The 16084-nt window shown below is 71.4% G+C and carries 15 protein-coding genes and 2 tRNA genes; 7 read left to right on the forward strand and 10 right to left on the reverse strand.

Features of this window, described 5'->3' with window-relative positions; all coding sequences use genetic code 11:
• Positions 1–222: 222 nt before the first annotated feature.
• Complete coding sequence (tig, locus tag ACXNSR_RS13780; protein ID WP_382507905.1) at positions 223–1611, reverse strand: trigger factor; 1389 nt, start codon at positions 1609–1611, stop codon at positions 223–225.
• A 164-nt stretch (positions 1612–1775) separates the two neighbouring features.
• A tRNA-Pro gene (locus tag ACXNSR_RS13785) sits at positions 1776–1852 on the reverse strand.
• A 168-nt stretch (positions 1853–2020) separates the two neighbouring features.
• Between ACXNSR_RS13785 and ACXNSR_RS13790 the strand changes: the two genes are divergently transcribed.
• The 3 genes from ACXNSR_RS13790 to ACXNSR_RS13800 all read left to right on the forward strand — a co-directional run bounded on the left by ACXNSR_RS13790 (position 2021) and on the right by ACXNSR_RS13800 (position 4121).
• Positions 2021–2091 (forward strand) — tRNA-Gly (locus ACXNSR_RS13790).
• A 784-nt stretch (positions 2092–2875) separates the two neighbouring features.
• Complete coding sequence (locus ACXNSR_RS13795) at positions 2876–3511, forward strand: hypothetical protein (RefSeq protein WP_458642330.1); 636 nt, start codon at positions 2876–2878, stop codon at positions 3509–3511.
• 202 nt (positions 3512–3713) lie between these two features.
• Positions 3714–4121 carry a hypothetical protein gene (locus ACXNSR_RS13800; RefSeq protein ID WP_458642331.1) on the forward strand — a complete coding sequence of 136 codons (408 nt, stop codon included), beginning with the start codon at positions 3714–3716 and terminating at the stop codon, positions 4119–4121.
• Positions 4122–4235: 114 nt separating this feature from the next.
• On the opposite strand, the gene ACXNSR_RS13805 is transcribed toward ACXNSR_RS13800, so the two are convergent.
• The 3 genes from ACXNSR_RS13805 to ACXNSR_RS13815 form a co-directional block, all read right to left on the reverse strand.
• Complete coding sequence (locus tag ACXNSR_RS13805) at positions 4236–4430, reverse strand: membrane protein (RefSeq protein WP_030008564.1); 195 nt, start codon at positions 4428–4430, stop codon at positions 4236–4238.
• Positions 4431–4606: 176 nt separating this feature from the next.
• The gene (locus tag ACXNSR_RS13810; protein ID WP_458642332.1) at positions 4607–5062 is read right to left on the reverse strand and encodes an HD domain-containing protein; all 456 of its coding nucleotides are present in this window, start codon (positions 5060–5062) and stop codon (positions 4607–4609) included.
• Entirely contained in the window at positions 5059–6447 is a 1389-nt protein-coding gene (locus ACXNSR_RS13815; protein WP_458642333.1) for a pyridoxal phosphate-dependent decarboxylase family protein, read from the reverse strand. Before ACXNSR_RS13815 ends, ACXNSR_RS13810 begins: the two co-directional genes overlap by 4 nt.
• Before the next feature lie 82 nt (positions 6448–6529).
• Between ACXNSR_RS13815 and ACXNSR_RS13820 the strand changes: the two genes are divergently transcribed.
• Positions 6530–7189: a DUF4232 domain-containing protein gene (locus ACXNSR_RS13820; RefSeq protein WP_458642334.1), complete on the forward strand. Its 660-nt coding sequence runs from the start codon at positions 6530–6532 to the stop codon at positions 7187–7189.
• Positions 7190–7231: 42 nt separating this feature from the next.
• On the opposite strand, the gene ACXNSR_RS13825 is transcribed toward ACXNSR_RS13820, so the two are convergent.
• Both ACXNSR_RS13825 and ACXNSR_RS13830 read right to left on the reverse strand, forming a co-directional pair.
• Complete coding sequence (locus tag ACXNSR_RS13825; protein WP_458642335.1) at positions 7232–8071, reverse strand: ABC transporter ATP-binding protein; 840 nt, start codon at positions 8069–8071, stop codon at positions 7232–7234.
• 115 nt (positions 8072–8186) lie between these two features.
• On the reverse strand, positions 8187–9329 hold the full coding sequence (locus ACXNSR_RS13830) for a SpoIIE family protein phosphatase (RefSeq protein ID WP_458642336.1): 1143 nt from the start codon (positions 9327–9329) through the stop codon (positions 8187–8189).
• 117 nt (positions 9330–9446) lie between these two features.
• Between ACXNSR_RS13830 and ACXNSR_RS13835 the strand changes: the two genes are divergently transcribed.
• A complete protein-coding gene (locus tag ACXNSR_RS13835) occupies positions 9447–10682 on the forward strand; it encodes a GNAT family N-acetyltransferase (RefSeq protein ID WP_458642337.1) in 1236 nt (411 codons plus the stop codon).
• Positions 10683–10692: 10 nt separating this feature from the next.
• Here ACXNSR_RS13835 and ACXNSR_RS13840 read toward each other — a convergent pair whose 3' ends face one another.
• Together ACXNSR_RS13840 and ACXNSR_RS13845 are read right to left on the reverse strand one after the other, a co-directional pair.
• Entirely contained in the window at positions 10693–11502 is an 810-nt protein-coding gene (locus ACXNSR_RS13840) for an Fpg/Nei family DNA glycosylase (protein ID WP_458642338.1), read from the reverse strand.
• A gap of 79 nt (positions 11503–11581) precedes the next feature.
• A complete protein-coding gene (locus ACXNSR_RS13845; RefSeq protein WP_458642339.1) occupies positions 11582–12067 on the reverse strand; it encodes a ribose-5-phosphate isomerase in 486 nt (161 codons plus the stop codon).
• A 218-nt stretch (positions 12068–12285) separates the two neighbouring features.
• On the opposite strand from ACXNSR_RS13845, the gene ACXNSR_RS13850 reads away from it, so the two are divergent.
• Entirely contained in the window at positions 12286–13719 is a 1434-nt protein-coding gene (locus ACXNSR_RS13850; RefSeq protein WP_458642340.1) for an amino acid permease, read from the forward strand.
• A 73-nt stretch (positions 13720–13792) separates the two neighbouring features.
• Here the strand turns inward: ACXNSR_RS13850 and ACXNSR_RS13855 are convergent, their stop codons facing one another.
• Entirely contained in the window at positions 13793–14377 is a 585-nt protein-coding gene (locus ACXNSR_RS13855; protein ID WP_327262479.1) for a biotin transporter BioY, read from the reverse strand.
• Positions 14378–14663: 286 nt separating this feature from the next.
• Here ACXNSR_RS13855 and ACXNSR_RS13860 point away from each other — a divergent pair, with 286 nt between their 5' ends.
• Positions 14664–16061: an amino acid permease gene (locus ACXNSR_RS13860; RefSeq protein ID WP_458642341.1), complete on the forward strand. Its 1398-nt coding sequence runs from the start codon at positions 14664–14666 to the stop codon at positions 16059–16061.
• Positions 16062–16084: the final 23 nt, after the last annotated feature.

The following is a 16084-nucleotide window of genomic DNA, read 5'->3' on the forward strand; positions in this document are numbered from 1 at the left end:
GGGTCCGGTCCGGCCGGAGCGGACGGGTCCGCCTGCGCCCGGGTACTCACGTGCCCTCGTATTCATGGACCCTAACGCGCAGGTAGGACAACGCCATCCCGCTTCCCGAACTGTTCGCTCGGAGCGCAAGCTCCAGGGGCCTTACGGGGCCCATACGGAAGGGCCCGGACACGACGTGTCCGGGCCCTTCGGGGCACTGCTCAGCGGGCTTCGCCCGGGGTGTTACTTGGCCTCTTCGGCCTTGACCTCGTCGTCACCGTCGACGGCGGCCTCGACGGTCTCGGCGGCCTGCTCCTCGTCCTCGTCGGACAGGTCCACGACCTCACCGTTGGTGTCGACGACCTTGGCGGCCTCGACGACGACCGCGAGGGCCTTGCCGCGGGCGACCTCGCCGACCAGCATCGGAACCTGGCCACCCTCGACCACGGCCTGGGCGAACTGGTCGGGGGACATGCCGGAGGAAGCGGCGCGGCGCATGAGGTGCTCGGTGAGCTCCTCCTGGTTGACGCCCAGCTTCTCCTTGTTGACGAGCGCGTCGAGGACGAACTGGGTCTTGATGCCCTTGATCGCCTGCTCGGAGGTCTCGGCGTCGAACTCCTCGACCGTCTTGCCCTGGAACTCCAGGTACTTCTCGATGGTCAGACCCATCTGGCCGAGCTGGTGGTGCTCCAGGTTGTGCTTGCGGGTCTGGACCTCGTCCGCGAGGAGCTTCTCGGGGATCGGGACCTCGACGAGCTCCAGCAGCTTCTCCAGGACGCGCTCCTGGGCCTGCGTGGCCTGGTCGTACTGCTTCATGTTCTCGAGGCGCTTGCGGCTGTCCGCCTTGAGGTCCTCGATGGTGTCGAACTCGCTCGCGAGCTGCGCGAACTCGTCGTCCAGCGCCGGGAGCTCCTTGGCGGAGACCTTGGTGACCTTGACGGTGACCTCGGCGTCCTTGCCCTCGGCGGAGCCGCCCTTCAGCTGCGAGGTGAAGGTGGCCTCGCCGCCGGCCTCCAGGCCGGTGACGGCCTCGTCGATGCCCTCGAGGAGCTCGCCCGAGCCGATGGTGTAGGAGACGTCGGAGGCGACGCCGTCGGGCAGCACCTCGCCGTCGACCTTGGCCTCGAGGTCGATGGTGACGACGTCACCCTCGGCGGCGGCGCGCTCGACGTCCGTGGTGGACGCGAAGCGGCCGCGCAGCTGCTCGACGGACTTCTCGACGTCCTCGTCGGAGACCTCGATGGCGTCGACCTCGACCTCGATGCCGGAGAAGTCCGGGATCTCGATCTCGGGACGGACGTCGACCTCGGCGGTGAAGGCGAGGACCTCGCCGTCCTTCAGCTCGGTGATGTCCACGTCCGGCTGGCCCAGCGGGTTCAGGTCGGCCTCGTTGACGGCCTCGGTGTAGAACTTCGGGAGCGCGTCGTTGACGGCCTCCTCCAGCACCGCACCGCGGCCGAAGCGCTGGTCGATGACGCGGGCCGGGATCTTGCCCTTGCGGAAGCCCTTCACCGTGACCTGCTGGTTGATCTTCTTGTACGCCGCGTCGAGGCTGTCCTTGAGCTCCTCGAAGGGCACCTCAACAGTGAGCCGAACCCGAGTCGGGTTCAGGGTCTCCACGGCGCTCTTCACGGTTCGGTCTCCTTGTGGCTGACTGCTGGGGATTCTGCCGTCGCGCTGTGATTCAGCGGTTCGGCGGACTTCGGCCCGGTACATCAGACACACGGGCACGCAGCTTGCATAGTAACCGCAAGCGGCAATCAGCCCACAACGCGATCTTGCGGAGACACTGCTGCTGGTCGGGGTGGCCGGATTCGAACCGACGACCTTCCGCTCCCAAAGCGGACGCGCTACCAAGCTGCGCCACACCCCGTCGGTGCGACACGTAGGGTACATGCCCGGAGACACTCTGATGCGCCGGGTTTTCGGAGGCATTTCGGGCGGACCTCCGCCACGACGCCGAATGTGGTGTGCACCCACCGGGAGCGACCCGCTAGGATGCTGTCCGTGCCGAGGTCCCCGGACCTGCGGCGCGCGCGTTGCGGGTGTAGCTCAATGGTAGAGCACTAGTCTTCCAAACTAGCTACGCGGGTTCGATTCCCGTCACCCGCTCAGAAGTACGAAGGGCCAGGTCGGAGGACGTTTCCTCGACCTGGCCCTTCGTCGTTCCCGGGGGCAGGGGACTCGTTCCCGCCTGTCCCCCGTGTGCGGTAGATCATGGAAGCGCGGGTGGGAGCGGCTCCGGCGTACGCCTCCGGGGGATCGCGGAGCCCGGCGGACCGCAGCGGTCGGCCGGTGCCGGCGGCGGACTCGCCGGGGCGCGGGCGCCGAACGAGCGGTGACGTGGCCGCGCGGGCTCCGCATTCGCGCTTTTACGGGCCGGGCCGGAATACGGGGGTCCCTCGATGGCGATTCCGGCGAAGCCGCGGACCGAGGGGGCGGTCCGGAATTCCGGCGCATCGCAAACGATTCGGTCTCGGGCGGAAAAACAGGCGAGAGGGCGCGCGCTCCCCTATATGTACGATCCCGCCGACGGCCCCGATCCGGGGGTGTGGCAGCCCACCGGACATCCGCGCCCGGCATCACCGGAACCGGACGCCACCAGCACCGGACGGTCGAGGAGACGCGGTGCGGCACGGGCCGAACGGGTGGCGGGCGGCTGCGCCGGGCGAGCCCGCAGAGCGGATGCCGGCGGTTGAAAACCGTCCGGGTGCGACCGGCGAAATGGCCGATCGGCGATCTTGTCCGGGGGCTTTGACGATTAACTCCCGCCCTCGGTCCGGCCCTTCCGGACGCTGACCCGACCCCCCCTCACCGGATGACGGACAACCGGCTTTGCTCGCCTATGGTTTCGAAGTCGATCATCAGAAGGTGTGAGCAGCGAGGGGGCGCGAACGTGCGCGGTTGGAAGGGCGCAGTGGGGGCCGTGGGGCTGGCGCTGCTGCTGGTGGGGTGCGCCGGTGACGCCTCGGAGCCGGAGTCGGAGCCGCTCGGCAAGGACACCGGGATCCGGTACGACAAGTCCCGGGTGCCGACGGTCCGGGACATGACGTGTGACCGCAAGCGCGGCTCGGTCCGGTACGGGCTCAGCGCCCGCGAGGACGAGTCCCTGCCCGCGCACCAGGGCGAGAAGGACTCCGAGGACTACGTCTGCCACGGCCCGGACCGGATCAGTCTTGCCGTCGGAGGGCGGACGGTGGCGGCGCCGCACATCGCGGCCGAGTACGACCTCTACGCGGCCGTCCCGGACCCGCTCAAGACCGTCAAGACGGTGTACACCAAGTCCTTGGCGGAGGACGACGAACGCACCCTGGTCGGCGAGCCGGAGACGGTCACCACCAGGACGGCCGCGATCACCTGCCAGAAGAACGTCCTGGAGACCTTTCCCATGACCACGTGCCTGTGGGCCAACCACGGCGCGGTCGGTGCGGTCGACTTCTACCCTCCCGCGGGCCGGCACCCCGAGATCGCGGAAGCCGTCGCCCGGACCAAGGAACTCATCGAGACCGGCCTGGTCGAATCCCCACGCTGACCTCGGGCCCGCTCTCACCGGAAGGCCTGCTGGGCTGCGGGTCTGCGCCTTCGTTGCCGACATCGGGCAGCCGGGGTGGGCGGGGGTGTGCCGACATCGGCCGGTGTCGGCGAGTCGGCCTTTCAGAAAGGCTGTTCGGCAGGGAACGGGGGTGGGGGAATTGGACAGCGCAGCGCGCCCCGTGGGGCCTCGCGGGACTCTGGTGGCGTCGCTGGCGATCGCGCTACTGCTGGCCGCGCTGTCGGCGCTGGTTCTGCTTCCGGCCGCCCAGCATCTGCGTTCGCTCCGCGACGGCGAGCCGGCTCGGGCGACGTTGCGATCGGGCGGCTCGTGCGTGCTGGGCAGGTGCCGGATCGAGTTCGAGGCCGGCGGGCGGACCGTGGTGACGAATCTGCCGACGGGCAGCAGCGGTGGCAAGAACCCGGCCGGCACCCAGCTGACGGTCCGGTACCGGGCGGAGGATCCGCGGATCGTCGCCACCGAGGGAGACCTCGGGGGCGGCTCACCGGCCATGCTGGCCGTACTGTCGGGCGCGGTCGCGCTGTTCTTCCTGCTGCTACCGCTCTTCGCGGCGCGGTATTGGCGGTGGGCCACTGAGAGCCCTGGCTGACCTGGTCCGACCGGCGCGGACGGACGACACCGGCCTCGGGGTGCGGGCTCGCCGAGGCCCGGCTCGGGTGACGCGAGCAGGCCCGGGACGGCGCCAGGTGACGCCCCGCCGGGGTCAGAGCTTGATGTTCGCGATCATCGTCGCGAGGGAGTTGAGGAAACGGTTCACGTCGTCCGCGATCGAGCTGGACGCGAGGAAGAAGCCGAAGAGCGCCGCGACGATGGCGGGGCCCGTCTTGATGTGGTTGCCGCGGATCAGCACCACCAGGATGACCGCCAACAGAACCACCACTGACAGCGAAATGGCCACTACTGATCACACCTTCGGTCGTCCCCTGGTCGGCCCGGGGCGCACGGCCAGGCACACCCCCACATGGACCATCCTCCCACCAACGGGCCCCGGCTATACGCCCCGTGACGAACAGCCGTGGTTCCGTTTCCGCCAACCGCAGGTTCGACGGGAATATTTCGGGCGCGAAGCGCGGGTCACGGGGTGGGGAGGCCCAGGAGAGAACGGATATTCGCATACTTTGCGGACAGCCTCTCGCGCGTGGGGCCGTCCAGCACGGAGAGGCGTACGGGGTCCGCGTTGTGCGCGAGGTCGGCCTCTTTGACCAGCAGGGCGCCGGGGGTGGCCAGGATGCGGGCCGCGTACTGCTCGACCGGTTCGCCCGGGCGCTTGGTGACCGCGAGGACCATGTCCTTCACCGTCTGCGGGAGCGCCGCCGCGTCCAGCCAGGTGAGGCTGAGGGCCTCGTCCTCGATGGCGTCGTGGAGCCAGGCCGCCGCCTGCTGATCGGCGCTTCCCCCGCGCAGCCGTACGCCCTCGGCCACGGCCGCGAGGTGTTCGGCGTAGGGCCGGCCGGCCTTGTCCGTCTGGCCCTCGTGCGCGGTGCGCGCCAGGGACTCGACCTCGATCAGGGTCAGGGGGCTGTTCGTCATGCGATCTCCCTTGCTGCTGCGCCGAGTGCCTCCGCTGCCCGGCGTACGTCCGCTTGCGTGGTACGCCAGTTGGAGAACGCGGCACGCAGGCCGGCGGTTCCCCCGTAGACGGTGGGAGTGACGAAGACGTCGGCCGCCACCGCCTCCCGCAGGGCGGTGAGGCGCTCCGGGGTGGGGGCCTCGGCGAGGGTGAAGCAGACGACGTTCAGGCGGACCGGGGCGAGGAGCGTGAGGGCGGGGTCCGCCTCCAGGGCCGCGCCCAGTGCGCGGGCGCAGGTGATGTCGCGTTCGACGATCTCCCGGTGGCCCTGGCGGCCGTACGCGCGGAGGGTGAACCAGGCCGCGAGGGCGCGCAGCCGGTGGGAGTTCTCGGGGGTGAGGTGGACGAGGTCGGGGTGGTCGCCGAGGGGGCCGAGGTAGGCGGCGGAGTTCTGGAAGACGCGGGCCTGCAGGTCGCGCCGGCGGGTGAACTGGACGGCGCTGTCATAGGGGACGTTGAGCCACTTGTGCAGGTCCACACAGACGGAGTCGGAGGCGTCGAGGCCGTCGACGAGGTGCGCGTGCTGCGGGGAGAGGGCGGCGAAGGCCCCGAAGGCGGCGTCGGTGTGCAGCCAGAAGTCGTGGCGCTCGCGCAGGGCTTCGATCGCCCGGAGGTCGTCGAAGTCGACGGTATTGACGGTGCCCGCGTTGGCGACGACCACGGCCGGTCCGGGGGTGTCGGCCAGCGCCCGTTCCAGGGCGGCGGGGTCGACGGCCTCGCGGCCGGGCAGGGTGGGCACCCGGATCAGGGACTTGCGGCCGAGACCGAGGACCGAGAGGGCCTTGGCGATCGAGGAGTGCGGGGCGCCGGAGAGGACGCGGACCGGGCCGAGGGCCGCCGCGCCGTCCTCGGACGGGGACACGCCGAGGCGTTCGCCGAGCCATTCGCGGGCGATGGCGAGGCCGGTGGTGTTGGACATGGTGGCGCCGGAGACGAAGGTGCCGGAGTGGGCGGCGCTCAGGCCGAAGAGGTCGCGGAGCCAGCCGACGGTCTCGCGTTCGAGGTCCTGGCCGCCGCCGTCGAGGGTGGAGTTGGAGTTCTGGTCGTGGACGGCGGTGAGCCAGTCCCCGGCGAGGGCGGCGGGGGTGGCGCCGCCGGTGACGAAGCCGAGGTAGCGCGGTCCCGCCGAGGCCGACAGCCGCGGCTCCCAGCGGTCGCGGAATGCGGCGAGCGCGGCGTCCGTGCCGCCGGCCCGCTCCGGGAGGGGTTCGGGCTCGTACGGCTTTCCGGCGGGCGGTACGACGGGACGCGCGTCCAGGGTGGCGAGGACGTCGGCGGCGGCGCCGCGGGTGGCGTCGAGGAGTTCGGGGAGCCGGGCGAGATCGGCGGCGAGCGTGCGGTCCATGGGGGCACGTTAGACGCGGCCGGGGCCGAGGGGGCGGGCCAATCCACGGGGAGTGGCCCGCGTGCCGTCGTAGGCTCGACGGATGATCACGAGGTGGTGGGTGCGGGGCGTCGTCGGGGGCGCGGTGGCGGCGGGGGTGCTGGCCGGGGCTGCGGGGTGTGAGACGCCGCCGGCGCCGAAGGCCGCTCCCGGGCCGACCGGGCCGACCGGGCCGACCGGGGCGCCGAGGGAGAGCCCGGCCCCGAGCCGGACCCCGACCCCGATTGCAACCGCGCCCGCAAGTGCGGCCGCGCCCGAACCGGCTCCGGAGCCGTGCCCCGAGGGCGGAGTCCGGCTCGTCGAGGGGTCCGGGGACGCCGTGATGGGGCTGCGGCTGGAGAGCTACCGGCTGATCAACTGCGGTACGGACGAATACGTGCTGGAGGGCTATCCGCAGGTGCGGCTGCTCGACGAGCAGGACCAGCTGCTGGCGGTGACGATCGGGCTCGGCTCGGCGCCCATCACCTCCGAGGTGCCGGCCGTGGACGCCCCGCCGGAGCGCGTGACGCTGGCGCCGGGGCAGACCGCGTCGATGGCACTGCTGTGGCGCGACCGGATCAACGACGTGACCGTGCCGCCGGTGGAGGGCTGGGTGCTGGAGGTGACGCCGAAGCCGGGCGCGCCGCGGCTGGGCCTGCGCCTGACCCGGCCCGTTGACCTCGGGAACACCGTGCACCTGGGGGTCGGTCCCTGGAAGCGGTGACGCTGCGACCCGGCGACCGTGGCGGATCGGCGGATCGGCGGATCAGGCGGCAGCAGCTGCGGGAACGCGCCGGGTGGTGAGCGCGGTCATCCGGGTCGCGACGGCCGCCGCGGAGCTGCGCGGCAGCCGGTCCGCGATCAGCCCGTCGGCGAGGAAGAGCACCTGGTCGGCGTGGGCGGCGGCGGCCGGGTCGTGGGTGACCATGACGACGGTGGCGTGCAGGGTGTCGACGGCGTCCCGGAGCAGCCCGAGGACCTCCGCCGCGGTGGTGGTGTCGAGCGCGCCGGTCGGTTCGTCGGCGAAGACCACGTCGGGCCGGGTGACGAGGGCCCGGGCGATGGCCACGCGCTGCTGCTGGCCGCCGGACAGCTCGGCCGGGCGGCGGCCGCCCTTGCCCTCCAGGCCGACGCGGGCGAGCAGCTCGGCGGCGCGGGCCCGGCCCTCGTGCGCGGAGCGGCCGCCGGCGAGCCGCATCGGGAGCAGCACGTTCTGCTCGACGGTGAGGGACGGCAGCAGGTTGAAGGCCTGGAAGACGAAGCCGAGGCGGCTGCGGCGGAGTTCGGTGAGCTCGTTCTCGTTCATCGCGGTGATCTCGGTCCCGCCGAGCCGGACGGATCCCTCGGTGGGCAGGTCGAGGCCGGCGGCACACTGCAGGAAGGTCGATTTGCCGGAGCCGGAGGGTCCCATGACGGCGGTGAAGCTCCCGCGCGGCAGGGTGAGGTCGATCCCGCGCAGCGCGTGCACGGCGCGGTCCCCGCGTCCGTAGGACCGCCGTACGCCGCGCAGCTCGACGGCGGCCGTGGTGCCGTACGGCTCGTGCCTGGCCTGCCCGTGCAGGTCGTGCCCGTCGTGCTGCCGCCTGTTCCGTCGTCGGAGCCCCATGGTGTGCCGCCTCTCGTCGCCGTCCTGATCGTGGCTCCGACGCTACGGATCATGGTGGGGCGGCAGCCATGACGCCGCCCGGCGGACCGGTGGTGGGGCAAACCCCACCCCGCGGTCAGGCGGAGCGGCGGATGAGCAGCAGCGCGCGGTCGTCGTTGACGTCCTTGGCGACCTTCTCGATGAGGTGCCAGGCCGCGCCGTCCCAGCCGGCGGCGACGTAGCGGTCGGCCTCGCCGGTGAGGCGGTCGATGCCCTCGCTGATCTCCCGGTCGGAGGTCTCGACGAGGCCGTCGGTGAAGAGCATCAGGACGTCGCCGGGGCGCAGGTTGCCGCGGGCGGGGATGAACTCGGCGCCGTCGTAGACACCGAGGAGCGGGCCTTCGCCCGACTTCTCCTGCCAGCGGCCGGTGCCCGCCGAGAGCTGGAGGGCGGGAAGGTGGCCGGCCGAGAGGAGTTCGTAGTCGCCGGTCTCCAGGTCCAGGACGAGGTGGATGGAGGTGGCGAAGCCCTCGTCCCAGTCCTGGCGGAGCAGGTAGCCGTTGGCGGCGGGCAGGAAGCCGTGGGCGGGCAGCGCGCCGAGCAGTCCGCCGAAGGCGCCGGAGAGCAGCAGGGCCCGGGAGCCGGCCTCCATGCCCTTGCCCGAGACGTCGGTCAGGACGATCTCCAGGGTCCGCCCGCCGTTGGTGCGGGCCGCGACCACGAAGTCGCCGGAGAAGGACTGGCCGCCGGCCGGGCGCAGGGCCATCTCGCGGTGCCAGCCGCGCGGCAGGGCGGGCAGTTTGCTCTGGACGCGGATGCGTTCGCGCAGGTCGAAGAGCATGGTGCCGCCGCGCCGCCAGGGCACGCCGACGCGGCTGCGGAACTGGGCGATGACCAGGCCGAAGAACCCGCAGGCCGCGACCACCAGCACGGTGCCGGGGGTGACGCGGGCCGGGCCCTGGGTGTAGGGGCCGAGTACGAGGGCCTCGACGATCAGTGCGGCCGCGGAGGCGGCGTACAGGGCGAGGAGGCTGGCGGGGCGCAGCAGCAGTCCGCCGGCCACGATCGGCAGGACGAGTGCCGACGGCGAGAACCAGACGGGCAGCATCAGTGTGCCGCAGGCGATCGCGGGAATGGTGAGCAGGAGGCCGGCGAAGGCGAGCCAGTCGGAGGCGTCGCCGCGGAAGTAGTCGACGGCTGATTTTCGCAGGGCTGTGCGGCCCCGGTGCGACAGCATGCGCATCCGGGCCATGAGGGATTCCACGCGTGCTCCGGCCATTGCTTCGGGACCCTATCCATCCTGGCTGTGAATGCGCAGGGGTACCCCCGGACCGGGGGTCCTCACCGGCCCGAAAACCGATCGACTGGGCCGGAATGCCCTGATAGGGATGGCCGCATGGATCTTGAGATGCGCGTAATACAGGCGGATGAGTGGGATGTCTGGTATGGCCAGCTGGAGCTGGCGTTCGGCGGCGTACCCGAATCCCCCGAAGACCGGGAGCTGTACAAGTCGCTGACGGACACCGGCCGCTCGCTCGGCGTCTGGGACGGTGACGCCTGCGTCGGCTCGGCCGGCGCCTTCTCCCTGCGGCTGTCCGTGCCGGGTGGCGCGATCGTCCCGGCGGCCGGTGTCACGGCGGTGGGCGTCTCCCCCACCCACCGCCGCCGCGGAATACTCACCTCTTTGATGCGGCGCCAGCTCGACGACGTCCGGGCGGGCGGCGAACCGCTCGCCGTGCTGACGGCCTCGGATCCGGCGATCTACGGGCGCTTCGGCTACGGCCCGGCCACCTACGCCCTGGCGCTGGAGATCGACACGACCCGCGTACGGCTGTCCGTGCCGCCGGGGACGGATGCGGTACGCCTGCGGCTCGTGGACCCGCAGCAGGCGCTGGCCGACTGCGAGCGGGTGTACGCGGCGCTGGCCCCCACCCGGCCGGGCATGCTGGCCCGGCAGCCGGGCTGGGAGGCGCTGCCGGTGCTGGACGCGCCCTCGGCGCGCGGCGGCGCGTCGGCACTGAAGTGCGTGGTCGCCGAGCGGGAGGACGGCGAGGTGGTCGGGTACGCCCGCTACCGGGTCAAGCCGGACTGGGACCAGACGGGTTCGGACGGCAAGGTCGAGGTGAGCGATCTCGACGCGCTGGACCCGGCGGCGTGCGCGGCCCTGTGGCGCTACCTGTTCTCGATCGACCTGACCTGGACGGTACGGGCGCCGAAGCGGCCGGTGGACGATCCGCTGCTGCACATGGTGAGCGACATCCGGCGGTCGCGGCCGCGTACGCGGGACGCGCTGCACGTACGGCTCGTGGACCTGGCGGCGGCGCTGGAGGCGCGGACGTACGGGGCGCCGCTGGACGTCGTCGTGGCGGTGGCGGACGCTTTCTGCCCCTGGAACGAGGGGCGGTGGCGGCTGGTCGTGGACGCCAAGGGCGCGGCCCGGTGCACCCGGACCGAGGAGCCCGCGGACCTGGAGCTGTCGGTGCGGGAGCTGGGGTCGGCTTACCTGGGCGGGACCACCCTCACCTCACTGGCCGCGGCCGGCCTGGTGCGGGAGCTGCGGGCGGGCGCGCTGACGGAGACCTCGCGGGCCTTCGCCGGGGACGTGGCGCCCTGGCTGCCGCACGCCTTCTGACCCGTCCGCGTCAGCGGGACTGGCAGCCGGGGCACCAGAAGAGGTTGCGGGCGGCGAGGTCGGCGGTGCGGATCTCGCCGCCGCAGATGTGGCAGGGCATGTTCGCCCGTCGGTAGACGTACACCTCGCCGCCGTGGTCGTCGACGCGCGGCGGCCGGCCCATGGCCTCGGGCAGGTGCTCGTCGCGGACGGTGTCGATGCGGTTGTTGCGCACGCCCTCGCGCATCAGGGCGGCGAGGTCGGCCCACATGGCGTCCCACTCGGCGCGGGTGAGGTCCTTGCCCGGGCGGTACGGGTCGATGCCGTGCCGGAAGAGGACCTCGGCGCGGTAGACGTTGCCGATGCCCGCGACGACCTTCTGGTCCATGAGCAGGGCGGCGACGGTGGTGCGGGAGCGGGAGATCCGGGCCCAGGCGCGGTCGGGGTCGTCGCCGTTGCGCAAGGGGTCCGGGCCGAGCCGGTCGCTTATCGCCCGCTTCTCCTCGTCGGTGATCCACGCGCAGGTGGTGGGGCCGCGCAGGTCGGAGAAGTGGTCGTCGTTGGCCAGGCGCAGCCGGACGGTGTCGGTGGGCGGCGGGGCGGGCGCGGGGCCGATCGCGTACTTGCCGAAGAGCCCGAGGTGGATGTGGATCCACCCGTTCTCCTCGAAGCCGAGGAAGAGGTGCTTGCCGTGGGCGTCGACGCCGTCGAGGATCCGGCCGTCGAGGAGGGCCGCGCTCTCGGCGAACCGTCCCTGGGGGCTGCTGACGGCGACCTCCCACCCGGCGAAGCGGGTCAGGTGGTCGTCGGCGAGGCGGTGGATCGTATGCCCTTCGGGCACGGCGGTGCTCCTCGGAGAAGGCTTCGGGGAATGAAAGAGCCGTGCCACCCGTCCTCGGGCGGCACGGCCTGCGGCGGGATCAGCCCTGCGGGTGGTGGGCCGGGATCGGGGGGAGCTCGCCGGTGGTCTCGTAGGCGGAGAGCATGTCGATGCGGCGGGTGTGGCGCTCCTCGCCGGAGTACGGGGTCGCCAGGAAGGCCTCGATGAAGCTGACGGCCTCGTCCTGCGTGTGCATCCGGCCGCCGACGGAGATGACGTTGGCGTTGTTGTGCTCACGGCCGAGCTGGGCGGTCTGGACGCTCCAGGCCAGGATGGCGCGGACGCCCTTGACCTTGTTGGCGGCGATCTGCTCCCCGTTGCCGGAGCCACCGATCACGATGCCGAGGCTGCCGGCGTCGGCGGCGGTCTTCTCCGCGGCGCGGAGGCAGAACGGCGGGTAGTCGTCCACCGCGTCGTAGATGTGGGGCCCACAGTCGACGGGCTCGTGGCCGTTGTTCTTGAGCCAGTCCACCAGGTGGTTCTTGAGCTCAAAGCCGGCATGGTCGGATCCGAGGTACACGCGCATGGGACGAGTGTGGCACGAGGAGGCCCGACAGCCCGCAGCGGGTGTCGCGTAAGTCACTTCTAAAGCTCAAGTAAACCCAAAGAACGCAGATGGGACAGGGCGGCGGCACGTCCTGGACGTTCACACCAAGGCAACGATCCGGATTGGGGTCTTCCGTCTCGCGTTCATCTCAGGTTTGAATGCCGGGGCTCGCAACCCGAGAACCTAAGGATCCGTCCATGAGCTCCACGACGACCCTTCAGAAGGAAGGCGGCCCCACCGGGAACCCCGGTGACGGCCAGCCCTCCGACGGTCTGAAGGCCGGTCTCAAGAACCGCCACCTGTCCATGATCGCCATTGGCGGCGTCATCGGCGCCGGCCTCTTCGTCGGTTCCGGTGGCGGCATCGCCAAGGCCGGTCCCGCCATCCTGATCTCCTACGCGCTCGTCGGCGCGATGGTCGTCTTCGTGATGCGCATGCTCGGCGAGATGGCCGCCGCCAGCCCGAACTCGGGCTCCTTCTCCGCCTACGCCGACCGCGCGCTCGGCCGCTGGGCCGGCTTCTCCATCGGCTGGCTCTACTGGTTCTTCTGGGTCGTCGTGCTCGCCGTGGAGGCCACCGCCGGTGCCTCCATCCTGGAGAGCTGGATCCCGGCCGTCCCGCAGTGGGCCTGGGCCCTGATCGTGATGGCGGTGCTGACCGCCACCAACCTCGGCTCGGTCGCCTCCTACGGTGAGTTCGAGTTCTGGTTCGCGGGCATCAAGGTCGTCGCCATCGGCGCGTTCGTGATCGTCGGCATGCTGGCCGTCTTCGGCCTGCTGCCGGGCTCGGACAACCCGGGCGCGGGCTTCGCGCACCTCACCGACGCCGGCGGGTTCTTCCCCAACGGCTACGGCGCCGTCCTCACCGGTGTGCTGATGGTCGTCTTCTCCTTCATGGGCTCCGAGATCGTCACCCTGGCGGCCGGCGAGTCGGAGAACCCCCGCAAGGCGGTCACCCAGGCCACCAACTCCGTCATCTGGCGGATCGGCGTCTTCTACCTCGGCTCGATCTTCATCGTGCTGACCCTGCTCCCGTGGAACGACAAGTCGATCACCGAGAAGGGCTCGTACGTCGCCGCCCTGGACTCGATCGGCATCGCGCACGCCGGCACGATCATGGAGGTCATCGTCCTGACCGCCGTGCTGTCCTGCCTGAACTCGGGCCTCTACACCGCCTCCCGCATGGCCTTCTCGCTCGGTGAGCGCGGCGACGCCCCCAAGGCGTTCGCCAAGGTCAACAAGAACGGTGTGCCGGTCGCCGCGATCCTGGGCTCCACGGTCTTCGGTTTCGTCGCCGTCTACTTCAACTACGCGTTCAAGGACACGGTCTTCAACTTCCTCCTCAACTCCTCGGGTGCCATCGCGCTCTTCGTGTGGCTGGTGATCTGCTTCACCCAGCTGAAGATGCGCGGGATCCTGGTCCGCGAGGCCCCGGAGAAGCTGACCGTGAAGATGTGGCTCTTCCCGTGGCTGACCTGGGCCACCGCCGCCCTGATCATGTTCGTGATCGGCTACATGTTCGTGGACGACGCCAACCGCGAGGTCGTCACCCTGTCCACCCTGGTCGCCGGCATCGTCGTGCTCGTCGGCGTGGTGCTGGACTTCCGCCGCAAGAAGGCCCTGCAGGGCTGATCGCACGTGCACGTACGCCGGAGCCCGGCCCGCCTCGTGGAGGCGGGCCGGGCTCCGGTGCGTAGGGGGCCGGTCAGCCGCGGCGGCCGGCCAGCTTCCACGCGGCCGGCAGGGCGCCCATGGCCAGCGCGGCCTTGAGGGCGTCGCCGATCAGGAAGGGGACCATGCCCTTCGCGACGGCCACGCCGAGGGACATCCCGGTGGCGGCCATCAGGTACGGCACGCCCACCGCGTAGATCACGGCCGAACCCAGCACCATCAGACCGGCCGTGCGCAGCACAGAGCGGTCGCCGCCGCGCCGCGCGAGGGCGCCGACGACGGTGGCGGCGAGCAGCATGCCGAGCACGTAGCCGAAGGAAGCGCCGCCCGCGCCGGAGGTGCCGCCCGCGAACCACGGCACGCCGGCCATGCCGACGAGGGCGTACAGCGCCAGCGAGAGGAAGCCGCGGCGGGCCCCGAAGGCGGTGCCGACGAGCAGTGCGGCGAAGGTCTGGCCGGTGACGGGGACCGGGGAGCCGGGAACGGGAACCGCGATCTGGGCGGCCAGCCCGGTGAGCGCGGCGCCGCCGACGACGAGCGCGATGTCGCGGACGCGGCTCGCGGGCAGCAGGTCGGCGAGGACGGCGCCGGGCCGGAGGGAGACGGAGGCAGTGCTCATCGGGAGGCTCCACGGGTTGGGGGTGGCGGGACGATCACCGACGGTAGTGCGCGCTGCGCCGCCGCCCCACCGCTGCCCGGGACAAAGCCGCGCTCCCCGCTTTGGTGGAGATTGCACAAAGCTGATGCCCCACACCTGAGCCAGCGTGATCCTGGTCACGAGGAACATCGGACAGCACGTCCGTTTTGCACGAAAGACCGCCGCTCAGCGAGACTGTAGGATCCCGCCAATTCCGATGCGGGGCTCCCACCGCCACTGGGCCCGACCGAGAGTACGAGCACCCTTCATGCGTGAGCGCCTGGAAGAAGCACCTTCCTCCACGGGCGATCTGCCCGCGGAACCCCTCAGCCACAGTCTCAAGCAGCGCCACCTGACCATGCTGGGCCTCGGCGGCGTCATCGGCGCCGGGCTCTTCGTCGGCTCCGGCGCCGGTATCGGCATCGCCGGTCCCGCGATCATCTGCTCCTATCTGCTCGCGGGCGTCCTCGCGATGCTGGTGATGCGGGCGCTGGGCGAGATGTCGGCCGCGATGCCCGCCTCGGGCTCGTTCTCCGTGTACGCGGAGCGGGCGCTCGGCCGCTGGGCCGGTTTCTCGGCGGGCTGGCTGTACTGGTTCCTGCTGGTCGTGGTGCTGGCCGTGGAGGCCACCGGCGCGGCGAAGATCGCGAACGGCTGGGTGCCCTCGGTCGACCAGTGGGTCTGGGTGCTGCTGTTCATGGTGGTCTTCACCGTGAGCAACCTGGCCGCCGTGAAGAACTTCGGCGAGTTCGAGTTCTGGTTCGCCGCGCTCAAGGTCGGCGCGATCGTGCTCTTCCTGATCCTCGGCACCCTCGCGATCTTCGGCCTGCTCCCGGACACCGAGCCGATCGGCACGGCCAACCTCACCGGCCAGGGCGGCTTCTTCCCCGAGGGCTTCGGCGGAGTGGTCGCGGGCATGCTCGCCGTCATCTTCGCCTTCGGCGGCCTGGAGGTCGTCACCATCGCCGCCGCCGAGTCGGACGACCCGGCGCGGTCGGTGTCCCGGGCGGTGCGCAGCGCGGTGTGGCGCATCCTCTTCTTCTACGTCGGCTCGATGGTGGTCATCGTGACCCTGCTGCCGTGGAACTCGCTGAAGCCGGGCGAGAGCCCCTACGTCGCGGTGCTCGACTCGATCGGCATCCCGGCGGCCGGCCAGATCATGAACATCGTGGTGTTCGTGGCCCTGCTGTCGGCGCTGAACGCGAACCTGTACGGGTCCTCGCGCATGGTGTTCTCGCTGGCCGAGCGCCGCGAGGCACCGCAGGCGCTGCTGAAGGTCTCGGGCGGCGGGGTGCCGCGCCGCGCGGTGTTCGCCTCGGTGGCCTTCGGCTTCGTGTCGGTGGTGCTCAACCTGCTGTGGCCGGACACGATCTTCCTCTACATGCTCAACGCCGTCGGCGCGGTGCTGCTGTTCGTGTGGGCGCTGATCGCCGTCTCGCAGCTGAAGCTGCGCCGCCGGATCGAGCGGGACATGCCCGAGCGGCTGACCCTGCCGATGTGGCTGTTCCCGTACGCGACCTGGGCGGCGCTGATCGGGATGGCGGCGGTGCTGGTCCTGATGCTGTTCGACGACTCCGCGCGGCCCCAGCTGCTGTGGTCCACGGGCGCGGCCGCGCTGGTCCTCGCCGTGGCGGGGATCCGCGAGCTGAGGGCCCGCAAGGCCTGAGGGGGACGTGGGGAAGAGGCCCT

Source organism: Streptomyces sp. NC-S4 (genome assembly GCF_054353315.1).

What these genes read in the sequence shown, in the direction of transcription:
- ACXNSR_RS13810 (WP_458642332.1), bottom strand. Translation starts at nt 5,062, where the DNA reads ATGACGAACAGCCCCCTGACCCTGATCGAGGTCGAGTCCCTGGCGCGC.
- ACXNSR_RS13815 (WP_458642333.1), bottom strand. Translation starts at nt 6,447, where the DNA reads ATGGACCGCACGCTCGCCGCCGATCTCGCCCGGCTCCCCGAACTCCTC.
- ACXNSR_RS13820 (WP_458642334.1), top strand. Translation starts at nt 6,530, where the DNA reads ATGATCACGAGGTGGTGGGTGCGGGGCGTCGTCGGGGGCGCGGTGGCG.
- ACXNSR_RS13825 (WP_458642335.1), bottom strand. Translation starts at nt 8,071, where the DNA reads ATGGGGCTCCGACGACGGAACAGGCGGCAGCACGACGGGCACGACCTG.
- ACXNSR_RS13830 (WP_458642336.1), bottom strand. Translation starts at nt 9,329, where the DNA reads ATGGCCGGAGCACGCGTGGAATCCCTCATGGCCCGGATGCGCATGCTG.
- ACXNSR_RS13835 (WP_458642337.1), top strand. Translation starts at nt 9,447, where the DNA reads ATGGATCTTGAGATGCGCGTAATACAGGCGGATGAGTGGGATGTCTGG.
- ACXNSR_RS13845 (WP_458642339.1), bottom strand. Translation starts at nt 12,067, where the DNA reads ATGCGCGTGTACCTCGGATCCGACCATGCCGGCTTTGAGCTCAAGAAC.
- ACXNSR_RS13850 (WP_458642340.1), top strand. Translation starts at nt 12,286, where the DNA reads ATGAGCTCCACGACGACCCTTCAGAAGGAAGGCGGCCCCACCGGGAAC.
- ACXNSR_RS13855 (WP_327262479.1), bottom strand. Translation starts at nt 14,377, where the DNA reads ATGAGCACTGCCTCCGTCTCCCTCCGGCCCGGCGCCGTCCTCGCCGAC.
- ACXNSR_RS13860 (WP_458642341.1), top strand. Translation starts at nt 14,664, where the DNA reads ATGCGTGAGCGCCTGGAAGAAGCACCTTCCTCCACGGGCGATCTGCCC.